General features: G+C 61.8%; 21 protein-coding genes. 17 read left to right on the plus strand and 4 right to left on the minus strand.

From position 1 onward, the window contains the following. Window positions 1-57: 57 nt before the first annotated feature. Window positions 58-486: a DUF983 domain-containing protein gene (locus JN302_RS10980; RefSeq protein WP_244846286.1), complete on the minus strand. Its 429-nt coding sequence runs from the start codon at window positions 484-486 to the stop codon at window positions 58-60. 438 nt (window positions 487-924) lie between these two features. Between JN302_RS10980 and glmM the strand changes: the two genes are divergently transcribed. From glmM to JN302_RS11005, 5 genes are all read left to right on the plus strand, one after another. After that, window positions 925-2,277 carry a phosphoglucosamine mutase gene (gene glmM / locus JN302_RS10985; RefSeq protein ID WP_202334256.1) on the plus strand — a complete coding sequence of 451 codons (1,353 nt, stop codon included), beginning with the start codon at window positions 925-927 and terminating at the stop codon, window positions 2,275-2,277. 653 nt (window positions 2,278-2,930) lie between these two features. Then, a complete protein-coding gene (locus JN302_RS10990) occupies window positions 2,931-3,368 on the plus strand; it encodes a hypothetical protein (RefSeq protein WP_202332874.1) in 438 nt (145 codons plus the stop codon). Between the two features lie 508 nt (window positions 3,369-3,876). Next, window positions 3,877-4,017, plus strand: a complete 141-nt coding sequence (locus JN302_RS10995; protein ID WP_202332875.1) for a hypothetical protein — start codon at window positions 3,877-3,879, stop codon at window positions 4,015-4,017. 18 nt (window positions 4,018-4,035) lie between these two features. Further along, window positions 4,036-5,493: a TrkH family potassium uptake protein gene (locus JN302_RS11000; protein WP_202332876.1), complete on the plus strand. Its 1,458-nt coding sequence runs from the start codon at window positions 4,036-4,038 to the stop codon at window positions 5,491-5,493. A 1,045-nt stretch (window positions 5,494-6,538) separates the two neighbouring features. After that, window positions 6,539-7,384 (plus strand): outer membrane protein, encoded by an 846-nt coding sequence (locus JN302_RS11005; RefSeq protein WP_202332877.1) that lies wholly within the window; start codon window positions 6,539-6,541, stop codon window positions 7,382-7,384. 69 nt (window positions 7,385-7,453) lie between these two features. Here the strand turns inward: JN302_RS11005 and JN302_RS11010 are convergent, their stop codons facing one another. Beyond that, window positions 7,454-7,699: a hypothetical protein gene (locus JN302_RS11010; protein WP_202312087.1), complete on the minus strand. Its 246-nt coding sequence runs from the start codon at window positions 7,697-7,699 to the stop codon at window positions 7,454-7,456. A 264-nt stretch (window positions 7,700-7,963) separates the two neighbouring features. Here JN302_RS11010 and JN302_RS11015 point away from each other — a divergent pair, with 264 nt between their 5' ends. Next, window positions 7,964-8,806, plus strand: coding sequence for an outer membrane protein (locus tag JN302_RS11015; protein ID WP_202332878.1), 843 nt, complete (start codon window positions 7,964-7,966; stop codon window positions 8,804-8,806). Here the strand turns inward: JN302_RS11015 and JN302_RS11020 are convergent. Both JN302_RS11020 and JN302_RS11025 read right to left on the minus strand, forming a co-directional pair. Further along, window positions 8,791-9,192 (minus strand): hypothetical protein, encoded by a 402-nt coding sequence (locus tag JN302_RS11020; RefSeq protein ID WP_202332879.1) that lies wholly within the window; start codon window positions 9,190-9,192, stop codon window positions 8,791-8,793. The two genes, JN302_RS11015 and JN302_RS11020, sit on opposite strands and share 16 nt — an antisense overlap. A gap of 593 nt (window positions 9,193-9,785) precedes the next feature. Then, window positions 9,786-10,433 (minus strand): S24 family peptidase, encoded by a 648-nt coding sequence (locus JN302_RS11025; protein ID WP_202332880.1) that lies wholly within the window; start codon window positions 10,431-10,433, stop codon window positions 9,786-9,788. A gap of 677 nt (window positions 10,434-11,110) precedes the next feature. On the opposite strand from JN302_RS11025, the gene JN302_RS11030 reads away from it, so the two are divergent. From JN302_RS11030 to JN302_RS11075, 11 genes are all read left to right on the plus strand, one after another. Next, window positions 11,111-11,671 (plus strand): hypothetical protein, encoded by a 561-nt coding sequence (locus tag JN302_RS11030; RefSeq protein WP_202332881.1) that lies wholly within the window; start codon window positions 11,111-11,113, stop codon window positions 11,669-11,671. Window positions 11,672-12,250: 579 nt separating this feature from the next. Further along, window positions 12,251-12,730, plus strand: a complete 480-nt coding sequence (locus JN302_RS11035) for an NUDIX hydrolase (RefSeq protein WP_202312097.1) — start codon at window positions 12,251-12,253, stop codon at window positions 12,728-12,730. Between the two features lie 274 nt (window positions 12,731-13,004). Beyond that, window positions 13,005-13,820: an endonuclease/exonuclease/phosphatase family protein gene (locus JN302_RS11040; protein WP_202332882.1), complete on the plus strand. Its 816-nt coding sequence runs from the start codon at window positions 13,005-13,007 to the stop codon at window positions 13,818-13,820. After that, complete coding sequence (locus JN302_RS11045) at window positions 13,814-14,857, plus strand: phospholipase D family protein (protein WP_342215935.1); 1,044 nt, start codon at window positions 13,814-13,816, stop codon at window positions 14,855-14,857. Before JN302_RS11040 ends, JN302_RS11045 begins: the two co-directional genes overlap by 7 nt. Beyond that, the gene (locus JN302_RS39785) at window positions 14,854-15,351 is read left to right on the plus strand and encodes a phospholipase D-like domain-containing protein (protein ID WP_342215937.1); all 498 of its coding nucleotides are present in this window, start codon (window positions 14,854-14,856) and stop codon (window positions 15,349-15,351) included. Before JN302_RS11045 ends, JN302_RS39785 begins: the two co-directional genes overlap by 4 nt. A gap of 662 nt (window positions 15,352-16,013) precedes the next feature. Continuing rightward, window positions 16,014-16,124 carry a hypothetical protein gene (locus JN302_RS11050; protein WP_202312103.1) on the plus strand — a complete coding sequence of 37 codons (111 nt, stop codon included), beginning with the start codon at window positions 16,014-16,016 and terminating at the stop codon, window positions 16,122-16,124. 652 nt (window positions 16,125-16,776) lie between these two features. Continuing rightward, a complete protein-coding gene (locus JN302_RS11055; protein ID WP_202312105.1) occupies window positions 16,777-17,070 on the plus strand; it encodes a hypothetical protein in 294 nt (97 codons plus the stop codon). 19 nt (window positions 17,071-17,089) lie between these two features. Continuing rightward, a complete protein-coding gene (locus JN302_RS11060) occupies window positions 17,090-18,409 on the plus strand; it encodes a phage terminase large subunit (RefSeq protein ID WP_202332883.1) in 1,320 nt (439 codons plus the stop codon). Window positions 18,410-18,597: 188 nt separating this feature from the next. Next, window positions 18,598-20,805, plus strand: a complete 2,208-nt coding sequence (locus JN302_RS11065; RefSeq protein ID WP_202332884.1) for a portal protein — start codon at window positions 18,598-18,600, stop codon at window positions 20,803-20,805. Between the two features lie 671 nt (window positions 20,806-21,476). Next, entirely contained in the window at window positions 21,477-22,487 is a 1,011-nt protein-coding gene (locus JN302_RS11070) for a hypothetical protein (protein WP_202332885.1), read from the plus strand. Window positions 22,488-22,491: 4 nt separating this feature from the next. Beyond that, entirely contained in the window at window positions 22,492-23,493 is a 1,002-nt protein-coding gene (locus JN302_RS11075) for a DUF5309 domain-containing protein (RefSeq protein WP_202312115.1), read from the plus strand. Window positions 23,494-23,564 lie beyond the last annotated feature (71 nt).

Below are 23,564 nucleotides of genomic sequence, written 5' to 3' on the forward strand. Positions count from 1 at the left end.
TTTGCTTGAGCATCGGAATTTTTCCCGAAACGCCTGGGCACTCTCGGGAGGCACGCTTTAGCCGGCCTGCGAGCCGCTCTTGTGCCGGAAGTCGAGATCGATCCGGCCTTCTTCCGCCTTATGGAAGAATTGCGAGCACACCAGCCATCCCTTCAGCGGGCGCAGCAGCGCCAAGCATGCAAGCAGGGTGAGCGGCATGGTGGTGAAAAGATGGAGCCAGATCGGTGTGTCGAAGGTCACCTGGAACCAGACGGCGAAGGCCAAGGTCGGTACCGCGGCGATCGTCATGGCGAAGAAGGCCGGACCATCCGCCGGATCAGCGAAGGAATAGTCGAGGCCGCATACCTCGCAGGATGGAGCCAGCTTGAGGTAACCGGTAAAAAGATGGCCTTCCTGACACCGCGGACAGCGTCCGAAGATGCCCGTCTTCATGGGATTGTCGGTTGGGCGATATCCGCCCGCCATATCGCTGACGCTGGTGGCCATGGCTTTCCTTCCTTTGGAAGATTGTATGGAGGCAGTGTAAACTTCTACATACAATCACTTCGCTAATGCCGGCGTATGGATGACGTAGCGCCAAATGTCATGCTTTTCAAGTATGCGGCGCGAAGCATCGCAGACGCAATGGTCAAATTGTATGTATATTGAATGTATCTCGGCGTGCGGGTGAGGTGCAAGTCCCGACGAGCCATTCATGACCTGTCGAGGTGGATGCGAAGATGGCGGTGTGAGTTGCCCGGGCAGCCTCAAGGGATGTCTGTACCCTCACAATTGATGAGCCTCGGCCTGTTGATATCAAGCCGTCGGGACTGGAACGGTTTCCTAAGAGTTCGTAACGAATACTTACACAAAGTGATGGCTTCCGGCCGCCCCGTTGTGGCAAACCAGCGCGGGAGGTTGGCAACGCCTTTGGGGAAAAGCAGCATGTCGAGACGCTATTTCGGTACGGATGGAATTCGGGGCCGAGCCAACAAATTCCCGATGACCGGCGAGGTCGCCATGAAGGTCGGCATGGCCGCCGGCATGTCGTTTCAGCGCGGCAATCATCGTCACCGTGTCGTGCTCGGCAAGGACACCCGTCTTTCCGGTTACATGATCGAGAACGCCATGGTGTCGGGCTTCTGCGCCGCCGGCATGGATGTGTTCCTGCTCGGGCCGATACCGACACCGGCGGTCGCCATGCTCGCCCGTTCGCTGCGCGCCGATATCGGCGTGATGATCTCGGCCTCTCACAATCCCTATCATGACAACGGCATCAAGCTGTTCGGTCCCGACGGCTACAAGCTCTCTGACGAGATCGAAACCCGTATCGAGGCGTTGATCGACGGGGAGATCGATATCAAGCTTGCGGATTCGGACGGTCTCGGCCGCGCCAAGCGCATCGACGGCGTGCATGACCGCTACATCGAATTCGCCAAGCGCACCCTGCCGCGTTCGATGTCGCTCGCCGGCCTGCGCATCGTGGTCGATTGCGCCAACGGCGCGGGCTACAAGGTGGCGCCGCTCGCGCTGTGGGAACTCGGCGCGGAAGTGATCACCATCAATAACGAGCCCGATGGCTTCAATATCAACCGGGAGTGCGGCTCGACCCATCCCGAGGGCCTGCAGAAGAAGGTGCATGAGGTGCGCGCCGACATCGGCATTGCGCTCGATGGCGACGCGGACCGCATGGTCATCATCGACGAACTGGGCCAGATCGTCGACGGAGACCAGATCATGGCGATGATCGCGGAGTCCTGGAACCAGAACGGCCGCCTCGCCGGCGGCGGCGTCGTCGCGACGATCATGTCCAACCTCGGTCTCGAACGGTTCCTCAGCGATATCGGCCTGCAGCTTCACCGCACCCAGGTCGGCGACCGGTACGTCGTCGAGCATATGCGAGCGCACGGGCTGAATGTTGGCGGCGAACAGTCCGGTCACATCGTGTTGTCCGATTTCTCCACAACCGGCGACGGCCTCGTCTCGGCGTTGCAGGTGCTGGCCTGCGTGAAGCGCGCCGGCAAGCCGGTCTCCGAAGTCGCCAAGAAGTTCGATCCCGTGCCGCAGCTTCTGAAGAACGTCCGTTTCTCGGGCGGCAAGCCCTTGGAAAGCGCGCCGGTCAAGGCAGCGATCGAGGATGCCCGCGGCCGGCTCGGCAATTCCGGCAGGCTCGTCATTCGCCCATCCGGCACCGAGCCGCTGATCCGTGTCATGGCCGAGGCCGACGACCCGCAACTGGTCGAAGCTGTCGTCGACGACATCGTCAGCGTGATCGCCGAGGCAAAGTCGGCGGCGTAGGCGGCAAGGCCGACCGCCCGGAACCTTCCGATCTGGGGCATCCAGGCAGCGGTTGGCTCGTGAACGGTTGCGGGTGTATCCAGGCGAAGAAACAGGGTTGGGATCTGCCTGGAAAAAATGCCTGCTTTCGGGGCAAGACCCCGACTATCTGCCCGAGGCTTCCTATTCGGCCCATCGCATGCTCTTGGGGCTGCCTCATGTGACAAGAGGCGGCACCTCCGCTGACGATGCAAATGCCGTCGCTGGGGGTTCGATAGGCGGTGCCGGCCCCGCGCATGAGGGCAAGCCTTCTGGTCTGGCTTGAGATGACGATGCCTGGCGGCGCCCTTCGCCGCCAGCGCGGAGACAAGTGCCGCCATCCCGTCGTGCGGCTGCTGTTCTCTCCGGGCGCTACGCCGCCGTTCCTGGCCCGAACTGCCGGCTGGCAGGTTTGCGTCAGGCTCGCGACACGACCACGCCGCAGCCATGCTGCTCAAGATCCCCTGCAGCGAGCCAGAGCTGCGAAGGGCAGCGGTGCTTGCCGTGAAGATTCCCGCACTGGTTGTAGTCGATGACGATTCCGTGAAACTTCCGGTTAAGGGGTTCAAAAAAATCAGGAGTGTGGTAGTCTCGATTTGTTACATGAGGATACATGACGTGAAAGGAGTGAGGCCATGCCCGAAACTGAACCTCTCTCGCCAAGCTGGTCGCAACGGTGGTCGAACTATCGACCTTCCAAAACCATGTGGTTCTGGTCACTAGCAGGAATATCCGCGCTGACGATGGTCGTCGGCTTCGCCTTCGGCGGATGGACCACGGGTGGAACAGCCGCGCTGATGGCTGAAAAGGCGGCAAGGGATGCTCGATCCGAACTGGTAGCTACCGTATGTGTGGGGAAATTCGTTTCCGCCGACAATGCCGCGGAGCAACTGGCTGCCCTCAAGAAAACGTCCTCGTGGGAGCGAAACAGGTTCATTGAGAACGGCGGATGGCTCAAGCTGACAGGTATGGATAAGGTCGTTCCCGGCGCCGCCGAGCTTTGCGCGAAGGAATTGGTCGCGATTGAGAACCTTCCAGAACAGAGCGCCGAAGCGGTCACGACCGACGGCTGAATTATCGGGCTGCTGAATTATTGGGCGTGGGCTCCTCCGAGGGGAGGAAGGCAGGTCGCCGAGTGGATCAGAACCTTGCTGGTTCCGCTCGGCGACCGCCGCGCTTTTCCAGGTGTTGCCGGATGTTGCCGCTAGAGGCGCGGGCTGTGCGAGAAGACCCGGTCTGCGGCTGGCCAGCACAACAATAAAAAGGCGATCTCAGCCCTTGTCGCCATTCTACGATGGCGGCACACTGCTCTTGTTTGCAAGGGGAGCGACGAAGGGATGTGGATTCGGCCAACCTGCGACGAGATCAGAGCGTGAGTGTCAACGCAGACCATTTGGTCGCGCAGGGAGACCACGGCGAGAGGACGCTCGTGACACATGGCCGAGGCGACGTTCTGGTCGAGCAAGGCCAATCGGACATTGTCGAATCGTTGCAACTACAGCAGTTCGCTCTCGGAGCATCGGGGCACGTCGTACCACAGATTTCAATTGAAGAGGCCGTTCGGGCCAGGGGACGCAAAGCGTGGCAAAGAATCCTGACAATTTGCTACAGGACAAAAGTGAAGGCTTGCCGGAACGGATTGGCCATCTGCTCGGGATGATCGTCTTCATTGGAGTCTGCTGCATGGTTGCTTGGCCGATCGTGCAGTCGCTGTTCTTCTAGCGCCGTTTGCCGTCTGCCGTGAACAGAGTTGCTGCCCGCGCCGCAATCCATATCTCTGCTGTGTTCGCTCTCTATCTGTCCGCTGCGATGCTGCTGCCGGCGGGGGTGGATCTCTATCACGGCAATGAAGACTGGCAGGTCTTCGCCGCATCAGCTGCCATCACCGCCGCCGCCGCCCTGGGTGTAGCGGCCGCCACGCACGGCAATACTCCCCCCGCCTCGACGCGATTCGGATTCCTGCTGGTCAATCTTCTGTGGATGACAATGGCGGTAGCCGGGGCTCTGCCGCTGCTCATTTCGTCGCTTGAGTTGAGCCTTGCGGAAGCATTCTTCGAGTCGGTCTCGGCCATAACCACGACCGGGTCTACGGTGATCACCGGTCTCGATGACAAGCCGCCGGGCGTGCTGCTCTGGCGATCCATCCTTCAATGGATGGGCGGACTCGGCGTGATAGCACTGGGGCTTTTTCTGCTGCCTTTTCTGAAGGTCGGCGGGGTCACCTATTTCAAGATCGAGTCGTCGGATATCGAGGACAAACCCTTCGAACGATTCGCAACCTTTGCAGCCAGCCTCCTTGGCATCTACGCAATGCTGACGGTTGCCTGCGCCATTTGCTACCTGCTTGCAGGAATGACCGGATTCGACGCGCTGAACCATGCCATGACAACGATGTCGACCGGCGGGATGTCGACCCACGATGCTTCGTTTGGGCAGTTCGCAAACTCCCCACACATACTGTGGATCGCTACCGTCTTCATGTTTGTCGGCGGGCTGCCGTTTTCGATTCTGATCCTGTTTGCTATTCGCGGGCGCTACGACGCTCTGCGTGACCCCCAGATTCGGGTCTTTGCCGGATACTGTATCGTGTTCGCCGTTGCCGTGGCCGTATATCTGCGCGTAACCGCCGAAAAGCCCTTCCTCGAGGCCCTCACGCATTCCGCGTTCAATTTCGTGTCGATCATCACCACGACTGGCTATGCCAGCAGCGACTATTCTGCATGGGGGCCGCTTGCCGTAGCCTGCTTCTTCGTGGCGACCTTTCTTGGCGGCTGTTCGGGATCCACCGCGGGCGGGATCAAGGCGTATCGTTTCCTGGTGCTTTTCGAACTGACAATGAACGGTCTGCGCAAACTGGTCTATCCCAATTCGGTAATTACGATCCGTTACGGGGACCGTGTCGTCGATGCCGACATGCAACGGGCAGTCGTACTGTTTATCTCGGCCTTCTTCGTGATCTGGGCGATAGTCGCAATCTTGCTCGGCGCGACAGGACTGGATCTCATCACAGCAGTTACGGGGTCGCTTACGGCCATGACCAATGTCGGTCCCGGTCTGGGTGATATCATCGGCCCCGCGGGCAATTTCGCGTCCTTGCCCGATTCGTCGAAGTGGTTCCTGTCGATGGCAATGCTTCTGGGCAGGCTCGAAATCCTCGTCGTGCTGGTGATTTTCACACCCACTTTCTGGAGCCGTTGAGCTTCGTTGCGCTTCTGCCGCGTCGGCTCCCGGAGCGGTGACGGCATCGATGGAATCTGTGCTGCCGCTCGATCCAGTCCAACCTTGCCAGGATATCCTCACAGAACGCCTTGTCCTGCGTAGCCTCGGCTACGAAGCGTCCTCCGCCAAGATGGCAAGGAATTCTCTACGCGAGAACCGGATCGTATAGCGATACTGCGACTGCGTATCATAGATGCCATCGGCACAAAACGACAGGGACACCCTATCGCCTTCGGATTCGATTCCGATTTGTCCGAGCGGCTGATCCAGGATGGTTCTCTCCCGACCTGGCCGCTTTGCCGGTCCAACACGAATTTGCATGGTAATTCTCCCGCCGCTGCCATGTCGCCCGGCTGCGGGAAACGCACAAGCAGCACCCACATGTACAGTCACATGAAAAGGCTCGTGCCGACGCCTCCGTTCGCATCAGGAACACAGACCCGGATGAATTTCATGGCGCGTTCGAAACGACGCCAACGTACATCTGAGATGAACCAGTGTTTTCGATCAAATAGTCTTTGTCAACAAATTCCGAAATTTCGTGAGATTTCTCTATCGATGCTCTCGAAGTGTTGTCATGGAATCTGTGAGAGTGCAGGTTGATGAAATATACAACCATACGGGGCAATGACGGAGTGTGTGAGCAACAGACTGCATCCGGCCTTCTGCGAATATCAGGTGCTCTTGGGATTGTTCTGGAGCAGGTCGGCAGGCTATCGGAGCAGGCACTGGCTGTTCCTGACGCCTGTCGTACTCGGCGGCGTTCCTTGTGGGGACGGACATCGCAAGGCGTGCTCGCGTCAGCGTCAGCGGAAGCCGCCCGGATAAACCTCAACCTTGACGTGGGCTATCGGTCGTGAGGAGCGCGCGCACGCCATCGGCAAAGGCTTGCCCAGCAAGCGTTTTCGCGAACGTGGTTAAGAAAGACGGTTAAGCCGGCCTTAACCTTTGCAACTCATTATCCAAAACCGGGTTGTAACCAACGGAGCCGGGGGACGGGTCCGTCTTCGCAAAGGTGAGAGCAATGTACAGATTTGCCAGACCAGGCCTTTTGGCCGCGCTGGTCGCCGGCATGGCGGGATCCGCATTCGCAGCAGACATCGGTGAGCCGCCGATCATCGAGGCGCCGCCGCCGGTCTATCAGGAAGTCGACTACGGCGGTTGGTACATACGTGGCGACCTCGACTATCATTGGTCGGATTTCAGCGGCGCGGACTACATTACCTATGGAAGTGTGGTGCCGGAGCCCGGGACAGGGAGTTTCGATACCGGCGACCTCAAGGGCGCCTTCTCGATCGGCGCGGGTGTCGGCTACCAGGTCAACCGATATTTCCGCACGGACCTGACGCTGGACTACTGGTTCTCGTCGGACTTCACCGGCAGTACGAGCGGCGTCTGCGGCGGCGTCGCCTGCGTTTCGACGGACAGCTCCGCCTACAGCGCGTGGCTGCTGCTTGCCAACGCCTATGTCGACCTCGGCACCTATTATGGGATCACACCCTATGTCGGCGCCGGTATAGGCGGCGCCCGGGTGCAGTGGGACGACCTGACAAACACGATCGATGGTACTACCGATATCCATTCCGGTGCGCAAAGCTGGCGTTTCGCCTACGCCCTTATGGCCGGTGCCTCCTATTGTCTGACCGACCGGCTCAAGCTCGACGCCGGATACCGCTTCAGCCACATCAACGGCGGGCGTATGTTCGAATATGCCACGCCTACGCTCGGCGGAATCGGGGCGGGGCCAGGTTACGACAACGGCTTCAACACACATGAGGTGCGCGCCGGTCTGCGTTACCAGTTCGGTGGACGCAACGAGTGCTCCGAACCGGTGGCCTACGTGCGGCCCGAGCCGGTCTATACCAAGTAGGTCTCTTTCGATCATGACCGCCCGGCCCCGGGCCCGGCGGTCCCTATCAATACGTCGTCCCGAGGACAATCAGCGCGACAGCCGTCGCCTGTTTGCCCGTACCTTTCTGCGATAGCCGCGTACCACGTCCTTGCCGCCGGCTCCGGCTGCGATCGCTCCTGCCGCCTGTGTGGCGGCGATCACTTTCTCGGTGACCATGCGCCTGGCTTCGCGTTCGCCGGCTTTGCCGCCGCGGGCCAGATGCAGCGCTCGCAGCCAGATGACCTGCTGGGCTTCCAGTCCAAGCATCATCGTGTCGAACCAAAGCCGATACATGATTGCGTCTCCCTTGTTCGGGCCGCCAGCCGCAGGCGGGTGCCCCTCCAAGAACAGTAGCGCGATTGTTCTTGTCAGGCGCGCGCCTTTTTTCGGCGAGCGCGGCCTCTCGGACCTGCGGCCGGGATGATGTCAGGGCGAACATCTTGTTTTCTAAAGACGATTTCTGGCATCAGGGTTAACCCGTACTTAACCTCTATGGTTAACAATGGCTCCATGGGCATCCGGGCGAAGCCGTCCGGTGGTATCGGGGAGTTCCTGCAGATGAGCCTCAAGACCTCTGTCGTTCTTGCCGCGGCGACGATTGCAATCCTGCCGGCGGGCTCTCTGCGGGCCGCCGACTATGAACCGCCCGTCTTCGTTGATCAGCCGGTGGAGGAATATGTGCCGGTCGAGATCGGGTCGGGCTGGTATCTGCGCGGCGACGTCGGCTACAATTTCAGTGTCAAGGCAGGTGACTTCGACTACCGAACCTTCGATGCGCTTACCGGAACCTACGATACCGCCCGGTTCGATACTGCCTCGCTCGGCAACAATGTCACGGGGGGTATCGGGTTCGGCTATAATCTTACCGACTATCTACGCGCCGACCTGACCTTCGACGTCTTCCGCACTTCGTTCGATGGAACGACGTCGGCGGCGCAGCCCTGCGCGCCATTGCTGGTGGGGACGAGCTGTCGGACTGCAGATTCGGCCGACGCAACGGCCTACAATCTCATGGCCAACGGCTATGTCGATCTCGGCACCTATGTCGGCTTCACCCCTTATGTCGGGGCGGGGCTCGGCATGACCTATGTCAATTGGGACCAGCTCAATAGCAGTGCCTATTGCGTGGGAGCTGATTGCCCGGCTGGTTTTGTCGGGTCGAGCGAATCGGACGGCGAGAAGAGCTGGCGCTTCTCCTGGGCCTTGATGGCGGGCATGGCTTACGACCTGACCAAGAACCTCAAGGTCGACCTGGGCTATCGCTACCGCAGCATCGAGGGCGGACCGATGTTCGCCTTCGACCGCGCGTCGCAACTTGCCGGAGCGTCCGGCACGCAGGGTGAGGACCCGGGCTTGCAGTCGCATGAAGTTCGCATCGGGCTGCGCTACTCGCTTTGGTAGACCAAGAGAGCGGCTCCGTCGCCCTCTTCAGTGGGCCGGGCATCGCACTTCTGGGCAAACCGAAGCTCGGATGCAGGTTCTCCTTCAGCGATCCGCCACTTCCCTGATCCGGTGCCAATGGCTGGGACCGACGAGCCGGCATCCTCCGCCTGCGCCGACAGCGCCGCCTCGATAGCCGCCAGCGCCGCAAGACGACGGGCCTGCTGGACATCGCTTACCCAGGCAGGCCGCGCCTTCACCCAACGCCGCATGGCAGCGGCCGCGCCCTCCACCGTGGCGTTCAAGCCGGAGGCGAACTCATACTGCACGACCGCGCGGAAGAGATCCGCGTCGGCTTCGTTGCGCTTGAGCTTTTCATCGAGAATATCGCGAAGAAAAAACGTCAAGCGCACCTCCCCGATGGCGTCGCACGATAGGCGTTTCCCTATCCGATAGTCAATAGGAAAATTCCTATATTATAGGAGAGACCCGCTGCCGCTGGCAGTGAACCCCTTCTGCGTTCCAGTGCGCGGGTAGATTTCCGATCCTTGATATCGCCCTTATGTTCTTGATTTGTGCCGTAGGCGGGGGTCAATGTCTTGCCGAAGCAACGGAGGGAACGAGTGCTCACCTACTTCGTCGTCCAGAGTTTCGAGCGCGGCAAGAAAGGGTCGCTCATCGCCGACCAACCTGTCGAGGCGCAGGGGCTCGATCATGCCATACGCATGGCGGAACGGCTGTCGCGGGTGAAGGCTGGGGTCGTGGCCTTTTCGAGGAGAGGCTCTCCGGCAACAGGCGACTATGAGGATGCTGTGATCGTGGCAATGTACGGCAGTTTTTGGAAGGCGAGCAGACGTTGCTGGCTGGTTAGTGCGAACCGGGCGTGCGGCTTCGCCGAACGCCCATGTTGCTGTTCTTTCCGGAGGGTCCGGCGGCCGCTCACTCCCGGGATCTCTCCGGGCCGACGGTCCGAAGCTGCTTCCCGTTTCCGATCGGGCAATCAGCGCGAGTTATATTTGCCGACGACCCGATGACAAACCGGCCAGTCGGCGCGGAACTCCTTGAAAATGTTGGCCGGCTGGTATTGCTGCAGCGTCCATTCGCGCTCGCTCATGCCGACAAGGCGCTTGATCATGGCTTCGTCCCCGCCCTTCGGCTCCGGTGGGGTATGATAGAGCACGACGTCGGTGTCGCGCTGTGCAGGGAGGCTTGGGTGGATCAGCGCAGTGTCGCCGGGCCAATAGGCGGGAACCATCGAGTCGCCCGTTATCAGCAGTCCGTATCCGCCCCTCACACTTTCCAGGATGGTCGGCATCTTCACATATTCGACCGGGTCGAAGGTGACGATGACATGGCCGTCGCCGCCGCGGGCGGCTGCATAGACCGGAAGCCGGCGGTCCCCCCTCACCAACTGCTCGCCAGGGACGAGGACCGGAGCGAAGCCTCTGCGCGGAGCGGGGCGGCTGCCAGCGCCGTCGATCACGCCCAAAATGGTCTCCACGTCGCGCTGCCGCAGTTCCTGTGGGGTGCCTCGCTCGACGAATTGCTGGACATAGGCATGGTTGCGACCGATCGCGGCCGACAGATCCTTGTAGGTCGTCAGCTTCGCATCGACCGCATCCCGGATGCGCTGGCGGATTTCGTCCATTGCCTATCAGTTCCAAAATCAATCCTATTTGTCAAATAGGAATTTTCCTCTTGCACAAGGACAAAATTCCTACTATCGATAGGGAATGTCGACGAAAGCAACACACAAGCCCGACGTCCCCGATCGTGTTGTCGGTGACGGACCACCCGGCGCGCTGGCCTGCGGAGCTCCAGGTTTGCCGAAGAGCGGTCTCGGTCCACGACAGGAAGAACTGCTGTCCTATCTGCAGGGCCTCGCGCCTGTCGGCGAGGGGTTTGTGCTCCGACGCGCCGAAGCGATGGGGGATCTGGGGTTCGCCACCCCCGTCGTCTTCCACAGGGCACTGCGCAAGCTCATCCACGCGGGATTTGTCTCGCGGGTCGAGGCTGGACGTTCGCATGTGAACGGGCGGCTCCGGGTACTGTGCCGCCTTGAAGCGTTCCATGCTGGTCGGCCCCACACGTGCCGACTGGCCGGCAGGGTCGACACGGTCCTCCGGCAGACGGCTCAGCGATCGGCAAGCGGCCGAAGCGCGGATGGCGCGACGCGCCGTCGCCAGCCGGTCGCGTGGGAGCCCGCGAGGCGAACTTCGACGTCGAGACCCGGGACACAGGAACGCGCCTGCCAGCAACGCTCGGCCGCGGAGGCGAACTCGGAACCAACATTCAACTCCATCGCATGACAAGGAAGAGACCAAGATGAAGGCCCGCAGCCAAGCCCAGAAACGTGCCGCAAGACGGGGACGGCCAACGAAGAACGTCCCGTTCCGCGAGCCGAATGGCCGTTCGTCGAGAGCCGAAGAGCCGATCGACAAGCTGGCGATGGCGATGCGCGCCAAGATGCTGGGTGTCTCCGAGGAGCGCGCCAGGGACCCGCGTGCCGGGTCGTTCCTCGGCTATCTCGCCATGCTGGGCCGCTCCGACGGGCTCTCGGGCACGCAGCATGAAGCCGCGCTGCGGTTCAAGGAGCTGCGCGACGAGTATCTCAAGGCGATCAAGGCCCCGAATGCCGTGGTCGACAATCAGTCATCCGGTCGACCAAGCGATGTCGTGACCGACGACTACATCCGATGGTGCGCCAATGCGACAGCCCGCTATGCAGCCGCGCGCAGGGCGATCCAGGAGGCGCAGGACTCCACGCGCTCGGAAAACCTGTGGGCCGCGCTCGATCTCGTTGTGGTCCAGGAGCAGCCGATCTTCAATCTGATCGGGGCGACACGCACGCTCTGCAATGCACTGGCGCTGCACTTCAAGCGGTGACCCCGTGATCGGTGCCCCGGGCATCGCAGCATCGGAGCCGGGCGATGCCGCCCGGCGCGCCTAAGGCTCTGTTCCCGGGGGGGGCAGTCTGAGTTCGTTCCCGGAGATCGCCAAAGAAAGATGTGGCTCAATGATGATTTGAAAGGCCGCGACCCGGCCCGATCAATTTTTGCCGCGAGCGGCTCTAGGAAAATCCGGGATCGCTCGCGATCTGCGGTTCCGAGGCACATGCGGCCGAGCCCTCATCACGGCTACGGCCGCACCTGGCCGGTAAGGCCGAGGGGTGAGGCCACCGTTCCTGCTCGCACGGTGACCTTTGTTGCAGCGATCTCTGGATAGAGCGACGCGACCGCTATCCGCGCCGCGAGTATTCTCCCATATTGTGAGCCGGATAAGTATTTTCGAGTGAGGAGACGGACAGACCATGATGTGCTGGTTCCGCACCCTGTTTCCCCGGGAACGGCGTTTTCCTCAATCTCTTAGCCAAGCATTCGACCCCGATCTCTGCTTCGTGTTATGCCCTGGTCCAACTGCTGTGGTGACAGCTCTGCGGCGTCCATGCGAATCGTTCGGCGGCAAATGAAGAAGAAAAAGGCGAAAGCCCAGGCGAAGAAAGGCAAGCAGATCAGGCAGGTAGCGGCGCTGCCCTTCCGGCGACGCCCGGAGGGAGGGGTGGAGTTCCTGCTGGTGACCTCGCGCGAGACGGGCCGGTTCATCGTGCCGAAAGGCTGGCCGATGAAGGGTAGATCCGACGCCAAGGCCGCAGCCGAAGAGGCGGAGCAGGAGGCCGGTGTGACGGGAAGGATCGGCGGTCGCCCGATTGGACACTACCGATACTGGAAGCGGCTCAAGGACGCTTTCGTGCCCATAACTGTGACCGTCTTCGCCCTCGAAGTAGAGGCGGAAGCCGAAGAGTTCCGTGAAAGCACGCAGCGTGTTCGCGGCTGGGTTGAGCCTGATCAGGCCGAGTTCCTGATCGATGAACCGGACCTGGGGACGCTCATTCGTGAGGCGCGCAAGACACTGGAGGGCGTGCGGGCAGAAGAGAGTGGCGGCTAGAGCGCGTCGCGATCCTTCAACTCGCTCTACGCTCTTTGGTTCCAAAACCGGCTCCCGCTTTCGAGGGGCGGCGCAAAGCGAAGCGATTATTTTCCGATGTCTCCTCAGGCGTTGAACCTCCGCGAACCTTGTACGTTCGGTTGATGTTGGAGCGTCAACAGTTTGCCACACCGGTCCTTCATCGAGTTGGTTCGACATTCTCGCGGAAGGCGTGCTCTTTTCTGTGGCGTGATCGCGAGAATCGCCTATCTCTGGGCTTTGCGCAGGATTGCTCATGAACATCGAACAACGGTCCAGAACCCTGCCGAAGTCACTGCTGGCCGCGCTGCAGAAGACGCCGGTCCGCTACTCGAAATCCGATGCGCGCGGCGCCTGCATGGCGGTCGCCTCCTACAACGTCCACAAATGCGTTGGCGTCGACAATCTGTTCGACCCGGAACGCGTCGCGTCCGTTATCCGCGAGATCGACGCCGACATCGTGGCCCTGCAGGAGGCCGACGAACGCTTTGGCCACCGAGCCGGGTTGTTGGACCTGCATCGTCTTCAGCGAGACACCGATCTCGTGCCTGTGCAGCCGCCCATGCACTCCAAGGGGCATGGCTGGCATGGAAACGTGCTTCTGGTCCGCGCGGCTGCCATACGCCATGTCGAGCATCTGAGACTGCCAGGTGTCGAGCCGCGCGGCGCGCTGGTGGTCGACGTCGAAAGGGAAGGGCTCGTCTTCCGTGTGATAGCGGCCCATCTGGGCCTGTTGCGCCGTTCGCGCGCGTTGCAGGCGGCACACCTGCTCGAACACGCCCTCGCGGGGCAGCGTCCGACCATATTGCTCGGCGATCTCAACGAATGGCGGGTCGGCCGGCGTTCCTCCCTGGAAACGCTGCTGCCGGATTTTGGGCCGATCGACGCGGCGATACCGAGCTTTCCGTCCAGGTTCCCCCTGCTTGCGCTCGATCGCATCCTGGCGAGCCCTCATGAACTGATCACCACGATAGAGATCCATGATACGCCGCTGGCGCGCATGGCATCCGATCATCTGCCGCTCAAGGCGCGGGTCGATCTCGCGCCGGCGCTGCAGCGCCTACCATGCTGATCCTTCTCACCGTCGCTGCATTCCTTATCCTCTTCGGTCTCGCCTCTCTCCTTGCCGCCTTTTCCTATGGGCTTTTCGCAGCCCACGCCAAGGGTGAGCCATCCAATGCCTTGCCTCCCGCCGAGGCCACCGAGATCGGCCGCGCCGCGATGCGGCTATCGGAGGGCAGGAAGGGCAGGACCGGCATGGCCATGCTGTCCGAGAATCTCGACGCGTTCACCGCAAGGGTGCTGACCGCGCGACATGCCGGGCAGAGCCTCGATCTGATGTACTACATCTGGCACAGCGATCTCACCGGGCGCCTCCTGGTGAACGAGGTGATCAAGGCGGCCGATCGCGGCGTGAGGGTGCGGCTTCTTCTTGACGACATCAACTCGCGCGGCAGCGACACGGCCTACCTGTCGCTCGACAGCCATCCCAACATCGCGGTGCGACTGTTCAATCCGAGCCGGGCAACAAGCGGAACATTGCGGCGTGGCCTCGAAATGACGCTGCGCGCCTTTTCAGCTACCCGGCGCATGCACAACAAGGCATGGATCGCTGACGGAACTGTGGCGATCGTGGGCGGCCGCAACATAGGCGACGAATATTTCGATGCCGCCGAGACCAATTTCCAGGACCTCGATCTCGCTCTTCTTGGACCCGCCGTACAAGAGACCGAGGCAGTCTTCGACGCGTTCTGGAACAGCGACGCGGCTATCCCGATCCGTGCGCTGGCCCGGCTGCGCAAACACAGGCTCCGCCGACTGCGGAAGTCGCTTGCACGGCTCTCCGCCGGCGATCGCGTGGCTCCCTATGCGGCGCGAGTCCACAAGCGCGCCTCGCTCAACGATATGTTCGACGGCCCGGATGTCATCCAATGGACGCAAGCCGTGGAGGTCGTATCGGATCCCCCTGAAAAGGCTGCCGGCGCCAAGAGGGAGAACTGGCTTCTGTCGCAGTTGATGCCTGCGATCACCTCCGCCGAGCACCGTGTCGAAGTCGTCTCCCCTATTTCATCCCGGGAGATGAAGGAACCGAACAACTGCTCGGCATGAGGTCACGCGGTGTCGCCGTGTCAGTGCTTACCAACTCCCTGGCGGCGACCGACGTGGCTGCGGTGCATGGCGCCTATTCCAGGTACCGGACGCGCCTGTTGGCGGGCGGCGTGCGCCTCTTTGAACTCAGGCCCCAGGTCAGCAATCTCGAGCTTCAGATGATCGGCTCAAAGGGCGCCAGCCTTCACACAAAGGCCTTCACCGTCGACGGCCGGCTGGGCTTCATCGGGTCTTTCAACTTCGACCCACGCTCGGCCTCGCTGAACACCGAGATGGGCGTGCTTTTCGAGCAATGCGACCTTGCTGCGAAGATGAGCAAAGAGTTCGACCGTCAGACCTCACCTGACGTGAGCTATCGTCTTATTCTCGACAGCGGCCGGCTGTGCTGGGTGGGTGGCGAGAACGAGTCGTTCCACCGTGATCCGGAAGCCGGGCAGGGCCGTCGCTTGCTCGCCTGGGCGATCGGACTGCTGCCCATCGAGTCGCAGTTATAGCAGCGCGATGGCGCTGTCTAAACCCGGCTGCTGCGTATGGCGGGGCCCTTTCGGTCGCGTCCAGCCGGCCCAATTGCCGGTCGACGCTCTGCATCGTGATCCCCGTTCCTTGATAGCCGGTCCTGTCTGACTTTCAGTCCCTCGGCGAGGCGATGCCGGCTTTCAATTTCTTCCACCGTGCCAGCGGCATTCTTGCCGCCTCGATTGACGAACGTCATCGGTCCATGCTGGTCACGCTCCGCCTGGTTCATGGGCGCACTCCTTCTTTCGGGGGAACCGGGCAATAAACGCATGAGCAGACGAGGTGTTCCGCTATGGGACACGGAAACTGCGACTCCACCATGGGTGTAGGCGGAGGGCTGCTTTCAGCAATCGCCATCCGTAAAAGGGACGACCCCCAGGAGAAAATAGCGACCAGCAGCCAGGCGCAGTAGGCTCGATCGGCATACAGGGCGAGCTCGGCGGCGCGGGAAACGACACCTATCGGGCCGACAATGCAGGCGATATCGTCGAGAGCGCAGCCGGCTCCGGCGGCATCGACACGGTGCGATCGTCGATCAGCTTCAGTCTCGCCAACACGATTTGGGTTAGGGGCGTGGTAAAGAACCTCACCTTGCTCGGCGCGTCGCCACTTGCCGCGACCGGCAACAGTCTTTCGAAATATGCTGATCGGCAGCGGCGGCGCCAACGTGCTGAGCGGCGCGGCGGGCAACGACACGCTGGATGGTGGCATCGGCGCAGATCGGCTGCTCGGCGGTGCGGGCTCCAACTGACCAACCTGGATTTCATCGTGATCTGAGCGCTCGGCTCCACCGCACGGCGGCCGCACCAACATGGCAGAGGACCCTGGGATTTGCGGTCGTCGATCCCCCCAGCGGTTCACATCTTGATGACCAAGTAGAACTATGATTGACTTCTCCGCGAGAACCCGATTTATTGACGGTCATTATCACTTTCGAAGAATTGTGTCCGACCCGCCCGAGAAGTTCGCGGCGGGTTTCTCCGTTGAGCGACAGGGGCGTGCGCGTCCTGTGGCAGGCGTGCATCGTCATTCTTCGAGCGACTGTCTTTGCAGGCGGATTGATCAGGGCGGAGGGGACCTGTCCGGGGCTGCGACCCGCCGGCTGATCGTGCCGGCAAATGCGGTATATGATCGTACTGGGTCGCTGGAGCGTTCACAAATTAATAACCAAGTAGAATATCGATTGACTTCTGCGGAACAATCCGATTTATTGACTACTATTCTCACTTTCGAAGAATTGTGTCTGGCCCGCCCGAACTGTTCGCGGCGGGTTATTGATTAAGCGATAGAGCCATCCGCGGCGAGATTGCGCTCGCCTTGTTTTCCCCGGGGCGACGGTCGTGTCGTCCTAGATCGACGCCGATCTCAGGCGCGGCGTTGCTGCTTCATCGACAGGAGGCCGGATGCCGGGCAGGAAGAAGACCATCGCAGGCATCGACCAAGGCCGAGAGGCACGGGCTGCAGTCGACACCGTAAGGTTGGTGAGGCGGCTGCAGCAATATGCCCTCGGCGATGCCGATGAAGACGGCGATCCCGTCGAACTGGATGCCTCGCAACTGAAGGTGATCGAGATGCTGCTCAAGAAGACGCTGCCGGATCTCGCCAATGTCTCCCTGGCCGCGCCGCCCGAGAAGGCGTTCGAGCACCCGGTGATCAAGATCGTCCGTGAAATCGTCGACCCACGGGACCCGATTTGAGGAGCGGGTGTTCGAAGGGATGGCGAGCAAGAAGGAAAGCCTGGCGCCAATTGTGTCTATCCGAAGGGCGGACGGCACGCTCTGGCTCAAGACGCAGAGAACGTTCCGGCCACTGTTGAAGCCGGCGCGCTACAACGGCGCCCATGGCGGACGCGGTTCGGGCAAGTCGCATTTCTTCGCCGGCTTACTGATCCAGGACAGCATCGCAGAGAAGGGGCTGCTGTCGCTGTGTATCCGAGAGGTGCAGAAGAGCCTACAACAGAGCGCCAAGCGCCTGCTCGAAAGGAAGCTCGCGGATTTCCGCCTTGGCGAGGCCGACGGATTCAAAGTGTTCCGGGAGGTGATCCAGACGCCGGGGGACGGGCTCGTCTCGTTCCAAGGCATGCAGGATTACACGGCCGAGTCGGTGAAGTCCTTTGAAGGTTTCAGGCGAGCCTGGGTCGAGGAGGCACAGACGTTGTCGATGACCTCGCTCAACCTTCTGCGCCCGACAATCCGGGCAGACGGTTCGGAGATCTGGGCCTCGTGGAATCCGCGACGCAAGACGGACCCGATCGATGCGTTGCTGCGTGGGCCCTCGCGGCCGACCGGCGCGATCGTGGTCAAGGCCGACTGGTCCGACAATCCATGGTTTCCGAGCGCGCTCCAACAGGAGCGACTCGATTGTCTGCGCGGCGCTCCCGACCAGTACGAACATATATGGGAGGGAGGATACGCGACCGTGCTTGCAGGCGCCTACTTCGCGGAACCGCTCGCCAACGCGCGGCAGGAAGGCCGGATCGGCGCCGTGGCGCGCGACCCGCTGATGCCGCTGAAGGCGTTCTGGGATATCGGCGTGCGGGACGCGACGTCGATCTGGGTGACCCAGTTCGTGGGGCGCGAGATGCGGATGCTGGATTATTACGAGGCAGCGGGCCAGCCGCTGGCCGCGCATCTGGAGTGGTTGCGATCGCGTGGATACGGCAATGCCCGGTGCATCCTGCCCCATGACGGCAATCGCGAAGATGCCGTGACCGCGATCCGGTTCGAGGACCATATCGCCGCGGCTGGCTTCGTGGTGGAGACCATTCCGAACCAGGGCAAGGGTGCGGCCCTGAAGAGGATAGAAGCCGCGCGTCGCCTTTTTCCGCAGATGTGGTTCAACGAGGTCACCTGTGCGGCGGGGCTCGATGCGCTTGGCTGGTACCATGAGAAGCAGGACGATGTCCGCAATATCGGCCTCGGGCCCGAACATGACTGGTCGTCGCATGCCGCCGACGCATTCGGCCTGATGTGCGTGGCCTATGAGGCGCCGCGCGACCTCAAGCTGCCGCCGCGCGACCGTCGCGGGATTCTCTAGGACTGGGCAAGGTCATGCGGCTCGGCTTTTCGAGCGCCTACCGCGTGTCCCGTGAAAAAGGATACACGCGACACGCCGCAGTGGGAGGGCACCACCGTCGACGATCTGTCCGTCGGTTGTGCGCAGAACGCCCCATCGGGTTGCAACGCGTTTCGGGAAAACATCGCATGGCTTCGAGGAATGAGCGAATGGACGACGCCCGACTGGCGGCTTTCGTGCGCAGCCAGATCAATGACGCGATCGGCTATGACCAGACCGAGCATTCTCTGCGTCGCGTGAGGGCGATCGAATACTATCGCGGCGAGCTGCGCGACCTCGACGCGAGAGACGGCTGGTCGAAGGTGACCACACGTGACTTGTCCGATCATGTCGGCTGGATACTTCCAAGCCTTATGCGCGTGTTCGCGTCCTCGGATCAGGTCGTCTGCTACGAGCCCCAGGGGCCGGAAGACGAGGGCGTGGACAAGCAGGCGTCGGACTATGTCAACTACGTCTTCTGGCGCGAGTGCAGCGGCTATCGTGTGCTTTGGGACGCCTTCCAGGATGCCCTCATGTTCGGCAATGGTGTCTTCAAATTCTGGTGGGATGCGTCGCCGAAACATGAGCTGCTGGACTATACCGGCCTCTCCGATGACGCATTCACACAACTGGTGAGCGACGACGAGGTGAGCGTTCTCCAGCATCGTCAGGAGATCAAGACGGAGAGGGTACCGGACCCGCAGACGGGCCAGCCGGTGGAGCAACCATACACCTGCCACGACGTGAAGATCCGCCGCGTTTCCGAAAGCGGCCGGCTGCGTATCATGTGTCTGGCGCCGGAGGAGTTCCTGATCGAGCGCGGCGCAACGTCGATCGAGGACGCGAAATTCGCCTGCCACCGTTCGCGAAGGACGCGGCAAAGCCTGATCGACGACGGCTACGATCGCGAGACCGTCCTGTCGATCGGCGCCGACTACGACCTGCAGTCGACCCCCGAAAGGGTCGCGCGGTGGAACCGGGTACTCTACGATCAGAACCATTTCCACTCCGACCCGCTCATGGTCGAGGTGGACGTGTTCGAGGCCTATCTGCGCGTCGACCATGACGGAGACGGCCATGCGGAATGGCGCAAGGTCGTCATCGCCGGGACGACGGGCGACGAGCGTCAGCTCCTGGCGAACGACGAATGGTCGGATGACCTGCCATTCGCCGATGTCGTCCCCAATCCGGATGCGCATATCTGGCGCGGCCGGTCCATGATGGACGAACTGGAGGACGTGCAGAAGATCAAGACGACGCTGCAGCGGCAGACGCTGGATAATCTCTACCTCTCCAACCTGCCGCAGCGCGAAGTGGTGCTTAAGAACGTCTCCAATCCGGACGAGGTGGTGAACCCGACGCCCGGCGGCGTGATCCAGGTCAGTCAGCTCGGGCAAATCCGCGAGGTGCAGACACCCTTCGTGGCGGCCGAGTCCTATCAGATGCTGGAATACCATGACATGGTGGCCGAGAAGCGGACAGGCGTCTCGCGACAGTCGATGGCGCTGGACCCCGAGGCACTGAGCAACCAGACGGCGACGGGCCAGATGCTGGCGCAGAGTGCGTCCTATTCGAAAATCGAGCTCTACGCCCGCAACATCGCCGAGATCGGGCTGAAGCGTCTGTTCCGTTGCGTATTGAAGCTGATCGTGCGCTACCAGGACCGCCCGAAGATGGTTCGGCTGCGCAACAACTGGGTGCAGATGGACCCCCGCGCCTGGAATGCGAACATGGACGCTACGGTGTCGGTGGGCCTTGGTTCCGGCTCCCGCGATCGCGACATGATGCTGCTCATGCAGATCGCCGGCAAGCAGGAGCAGATCATTGCGCAGGCCGGTCCGATGAATCCGATCTGCAACCTGGCTCAGTATGCGAACACGCTGCGCAAGATGGTGGAGGCATCGGGCCTGAAGGAACCCGACCAGTTCTTCAGTGAGGTGAGCTCCCGGACGGTTCAGCAATTCGTGCAGCAACAGGATCGGCAGGACCAGCCGCAGCCCGATCCGCGGGCCCAGGCCGAGATGGCGCGGATGCAGATCGAACAGCAGAAGTTGCAGCTCGAACAGCAAAGGGCCCAGGCCGGCGCCGAGCTGGACCGCCAGAAGGCACAGAGCCAGGTACAGGCGATGCGTGAGAAGGCCATGCTCGAATTGCAGCTCGCGCGGGAACGGTCGGCCGAAGAGATGAGGCTCGCGGAGGAGCGCGCGGAATTCGAACGCGAGCAGCGGAAGATGGACGCGATCCTCGATGCCCAGCTCCGGCGCGAGGAAATGCTGCTCGAGGCCGAACTTACCCGGGAAGCCAACCAGATGAACAGCGCAGTCACCGCACGGCCGGCCGATACCAACATCGACACTCCAGCCGAGACAGGGATGTGACATGACCTTCAGCGATATCGGGTCACATGTTGGGCCGGTTCGATCTCGCGCGTCAGGGCAGTGACGTGATGAAACCCAACGGTATTCCATCCTCCGAGCTGGAGTTTCTCGTCGGCAGCGAAGGACTGAAGTCCTCTTCGAGGAGATCGAGAGGGAGGCATTCGAGGAACTCCTGCGATTGCCCTGGTGGGCGAGCAGAAAACGCATGGCCGCGCTATTGGAGCGCGTTCGTGCCACAAGAGACGTGCAGGCCAGGATCCGGGCGTTGAAAGCCCTGCGCTCCCGCAATGCCGGGCAGCGGGCATAGGCACGACGGCGGTTTCGACCTGTGTGAAGCGGCGAGACTCGTTCGCTCAACATCGACAGGTGGATGCCGGCGTATCCACGCGATCTCAATCGCCGGTGCGGCTGTCGCGCCGACAGGTGCGGCGCGTAATCGCGCAGCCCGGCGGCCGACCTCACCGGTCGCCCTTATCATTTCAACGGCACTGGATGTCGACACATCCAGTGGGGGCGTGGGTGCTGGCGCATCCACGCGGCCTCAATCACCGGCGCGGCCACTCCGGACGCTTGGCCTTCGGCCAACGGGCGTGGGCCGCGCCGTCGCGCACTCCAACGGCCGATACCATCGACCGCTGGTACCACACAGAACCGCCTGATGGAGCATTGTCATGGAAGATGGAGTCAACCCGGACAGCGGGAACTCGGCTTTGAGCCTGGACCAGGGGGCTCATGAACTCACCACCCTTCTCGGCGGAGATCCGCTGGAGGACAGGAGCGGCACGGAGCGCGAGGCAGGCGAGCCACAGATGGCCAACGAAGCCCACGAACCGGACCATGTCCAGGAAGACGAGACAGTGGGCGATCCCTTCGGGGAAGGCCCGCCGGAAGAAGACGCAGCCCAGGAAGGCGACGGCACCGAGGAACCGACGAACGTCCGCCTCAAGGACGGAACCGAGGTCACTCTCGACGACGTCGAGGAATGGCGCAAAGGCAATTTGCGTGACGCCGACTACCGCCGGAAGACGATGGAGCTCGCAGCCACCCGCAAGGAGCTGGAGGCCAGGCTTTCGGAAATCCAGCAGAAGTCCCAGTTTTTCGACGAGAACCTCAATTTCGCCATCGAGCTTGCCGCGGCCCATCTGCCGCAAGCGCCCGATCCATCACTGCTGAACAGCGATCCCATCGGCTACATCCAGCAGAAGGTCGACTACGACACGAGGATCGACCAGTTGCGGCTACTGGCGGCTGCCAGGCAGCAGGCGGATCACGAGCGCCGCCACGAGAGCGAAGCCGTATTCGGGCAGTGGCTCCAGGGCGAGATGCACAATCTCGTCAAGGCGATGCCCGAATTGCGCGACCGCGCGAAATTGAACCAGTTCAACGCGGATCTGGCGAAAGGTATCGAAAGATACGGCTTCACCGCGCAGGATCTCGGGCAGGTCTACGACCATCGCCTGATCCTCCTGGCCAAGGACGCCATGGCCTATCAAAGGATCATGGCGAACCGGCCCAAGGCCCAGGCCAAGGCCAGGGAGGCGCTGCCGCTTCAAAGGCCCGGCCGCCGTGCCGGACCGGCGGAAGCGCAGGCCCGCGCATCCAAGGACAAATGGGACCAACTACGCCGTGACGGCTCCATCGAAAGCGGAGCCGCAGTCCTCCTCGATTTGGTCAAAGGATAATCAAATGGCCCAGATAGCCGGAACGTTTTCGTCCTACGACGCCGTAGGCAATCGTGAAGACCTGGAGAATGCGATTTATCGCATCACACCCCAGGAGACGCCGTTCATCACCATGATCGGCACGAGCAAGGTCGAGGCCGTCCGCCACGACTGGCAGACCGACGAGCTTGCAACGCCTGCGGCGAATGCGCAGATCGAAGGTGACGACTACACCTTCAGCGGCCGTGCGCCGACAAAGCGGGTCGCGAATTTCACGCAGATTTCGTGGAAGCCCATCATCGTCACCGAGACACAGGATGCGGTAAGGAAGGCGGGCCGCGACACCGAACTCGGCTACCAGCTCGCCAAGGCGAGCGTCGAACTCAAGAAAGACATCGAGTTCGCCTGTCTCGGCAATGTCGGCTCCGACGCCGGCAACGACGCCACCGCACGTGTCTCGGGAGGCTTCCCGGCATGGCTCGAGTCCAATGCGGATCGTGGTGCAGGCGGCGCCGATGGCGGCTTCAACTCGAATACGGGCCTGGTGGCTGCGGCGACCGAGGGCACCCAGCGGGCCTATACCAAGGCGCTGATGGACAACGTCATCCAGAGCACCTACCAGGCCGGCGGCAATCCGACGACCATCATGGTGTCGCCCTACAACAAGCGAACCTTCTCCACCTTCATGAGCGACGCCAATGTGGCGCCGTTCCGCCGCGAGGTGCCGGAGAAAAAGAAGCAAGGCATCATCCTTGCGGCGGCCGACGTCTACCAGTCGGATTTCGGCGAACTCGTGGTCGAGCCCAACCGTGTCATGTCGACGAGCGCGGCGCTCGCGCGCAACGTCTTCATCATCGACCCCGACAAGGTCTCGCGCGGCGTGCTTCGCCCTATGAAGCAGGACGAGCCGGCGAAGACAGGCGATGCCAACAAGCGCGTGATCAAGACGGAGTGGACGCTCGTCGTGCGCAACGAAGCCGCGCATGGCGTGATTGCCGACGTGTTCGGCCTCACCGCCGCTTCCTGATGACATCCGGCCGTCGCGAACTGCCGCGGCGGCCCGTGCCCGCAGCGGCGGATATGCGCCGCTGCCCGCCT

The sequence above is a fragment of the Mesorhizobium sp. L-8-3 genome, assembly GCF_016756615.1.
In the GTDB taxonomy this organism is placed as follows: Bacteria; Pseudomonadota; Alphaproteobacteria; order Rhizobiales; family Rhizobiaceae.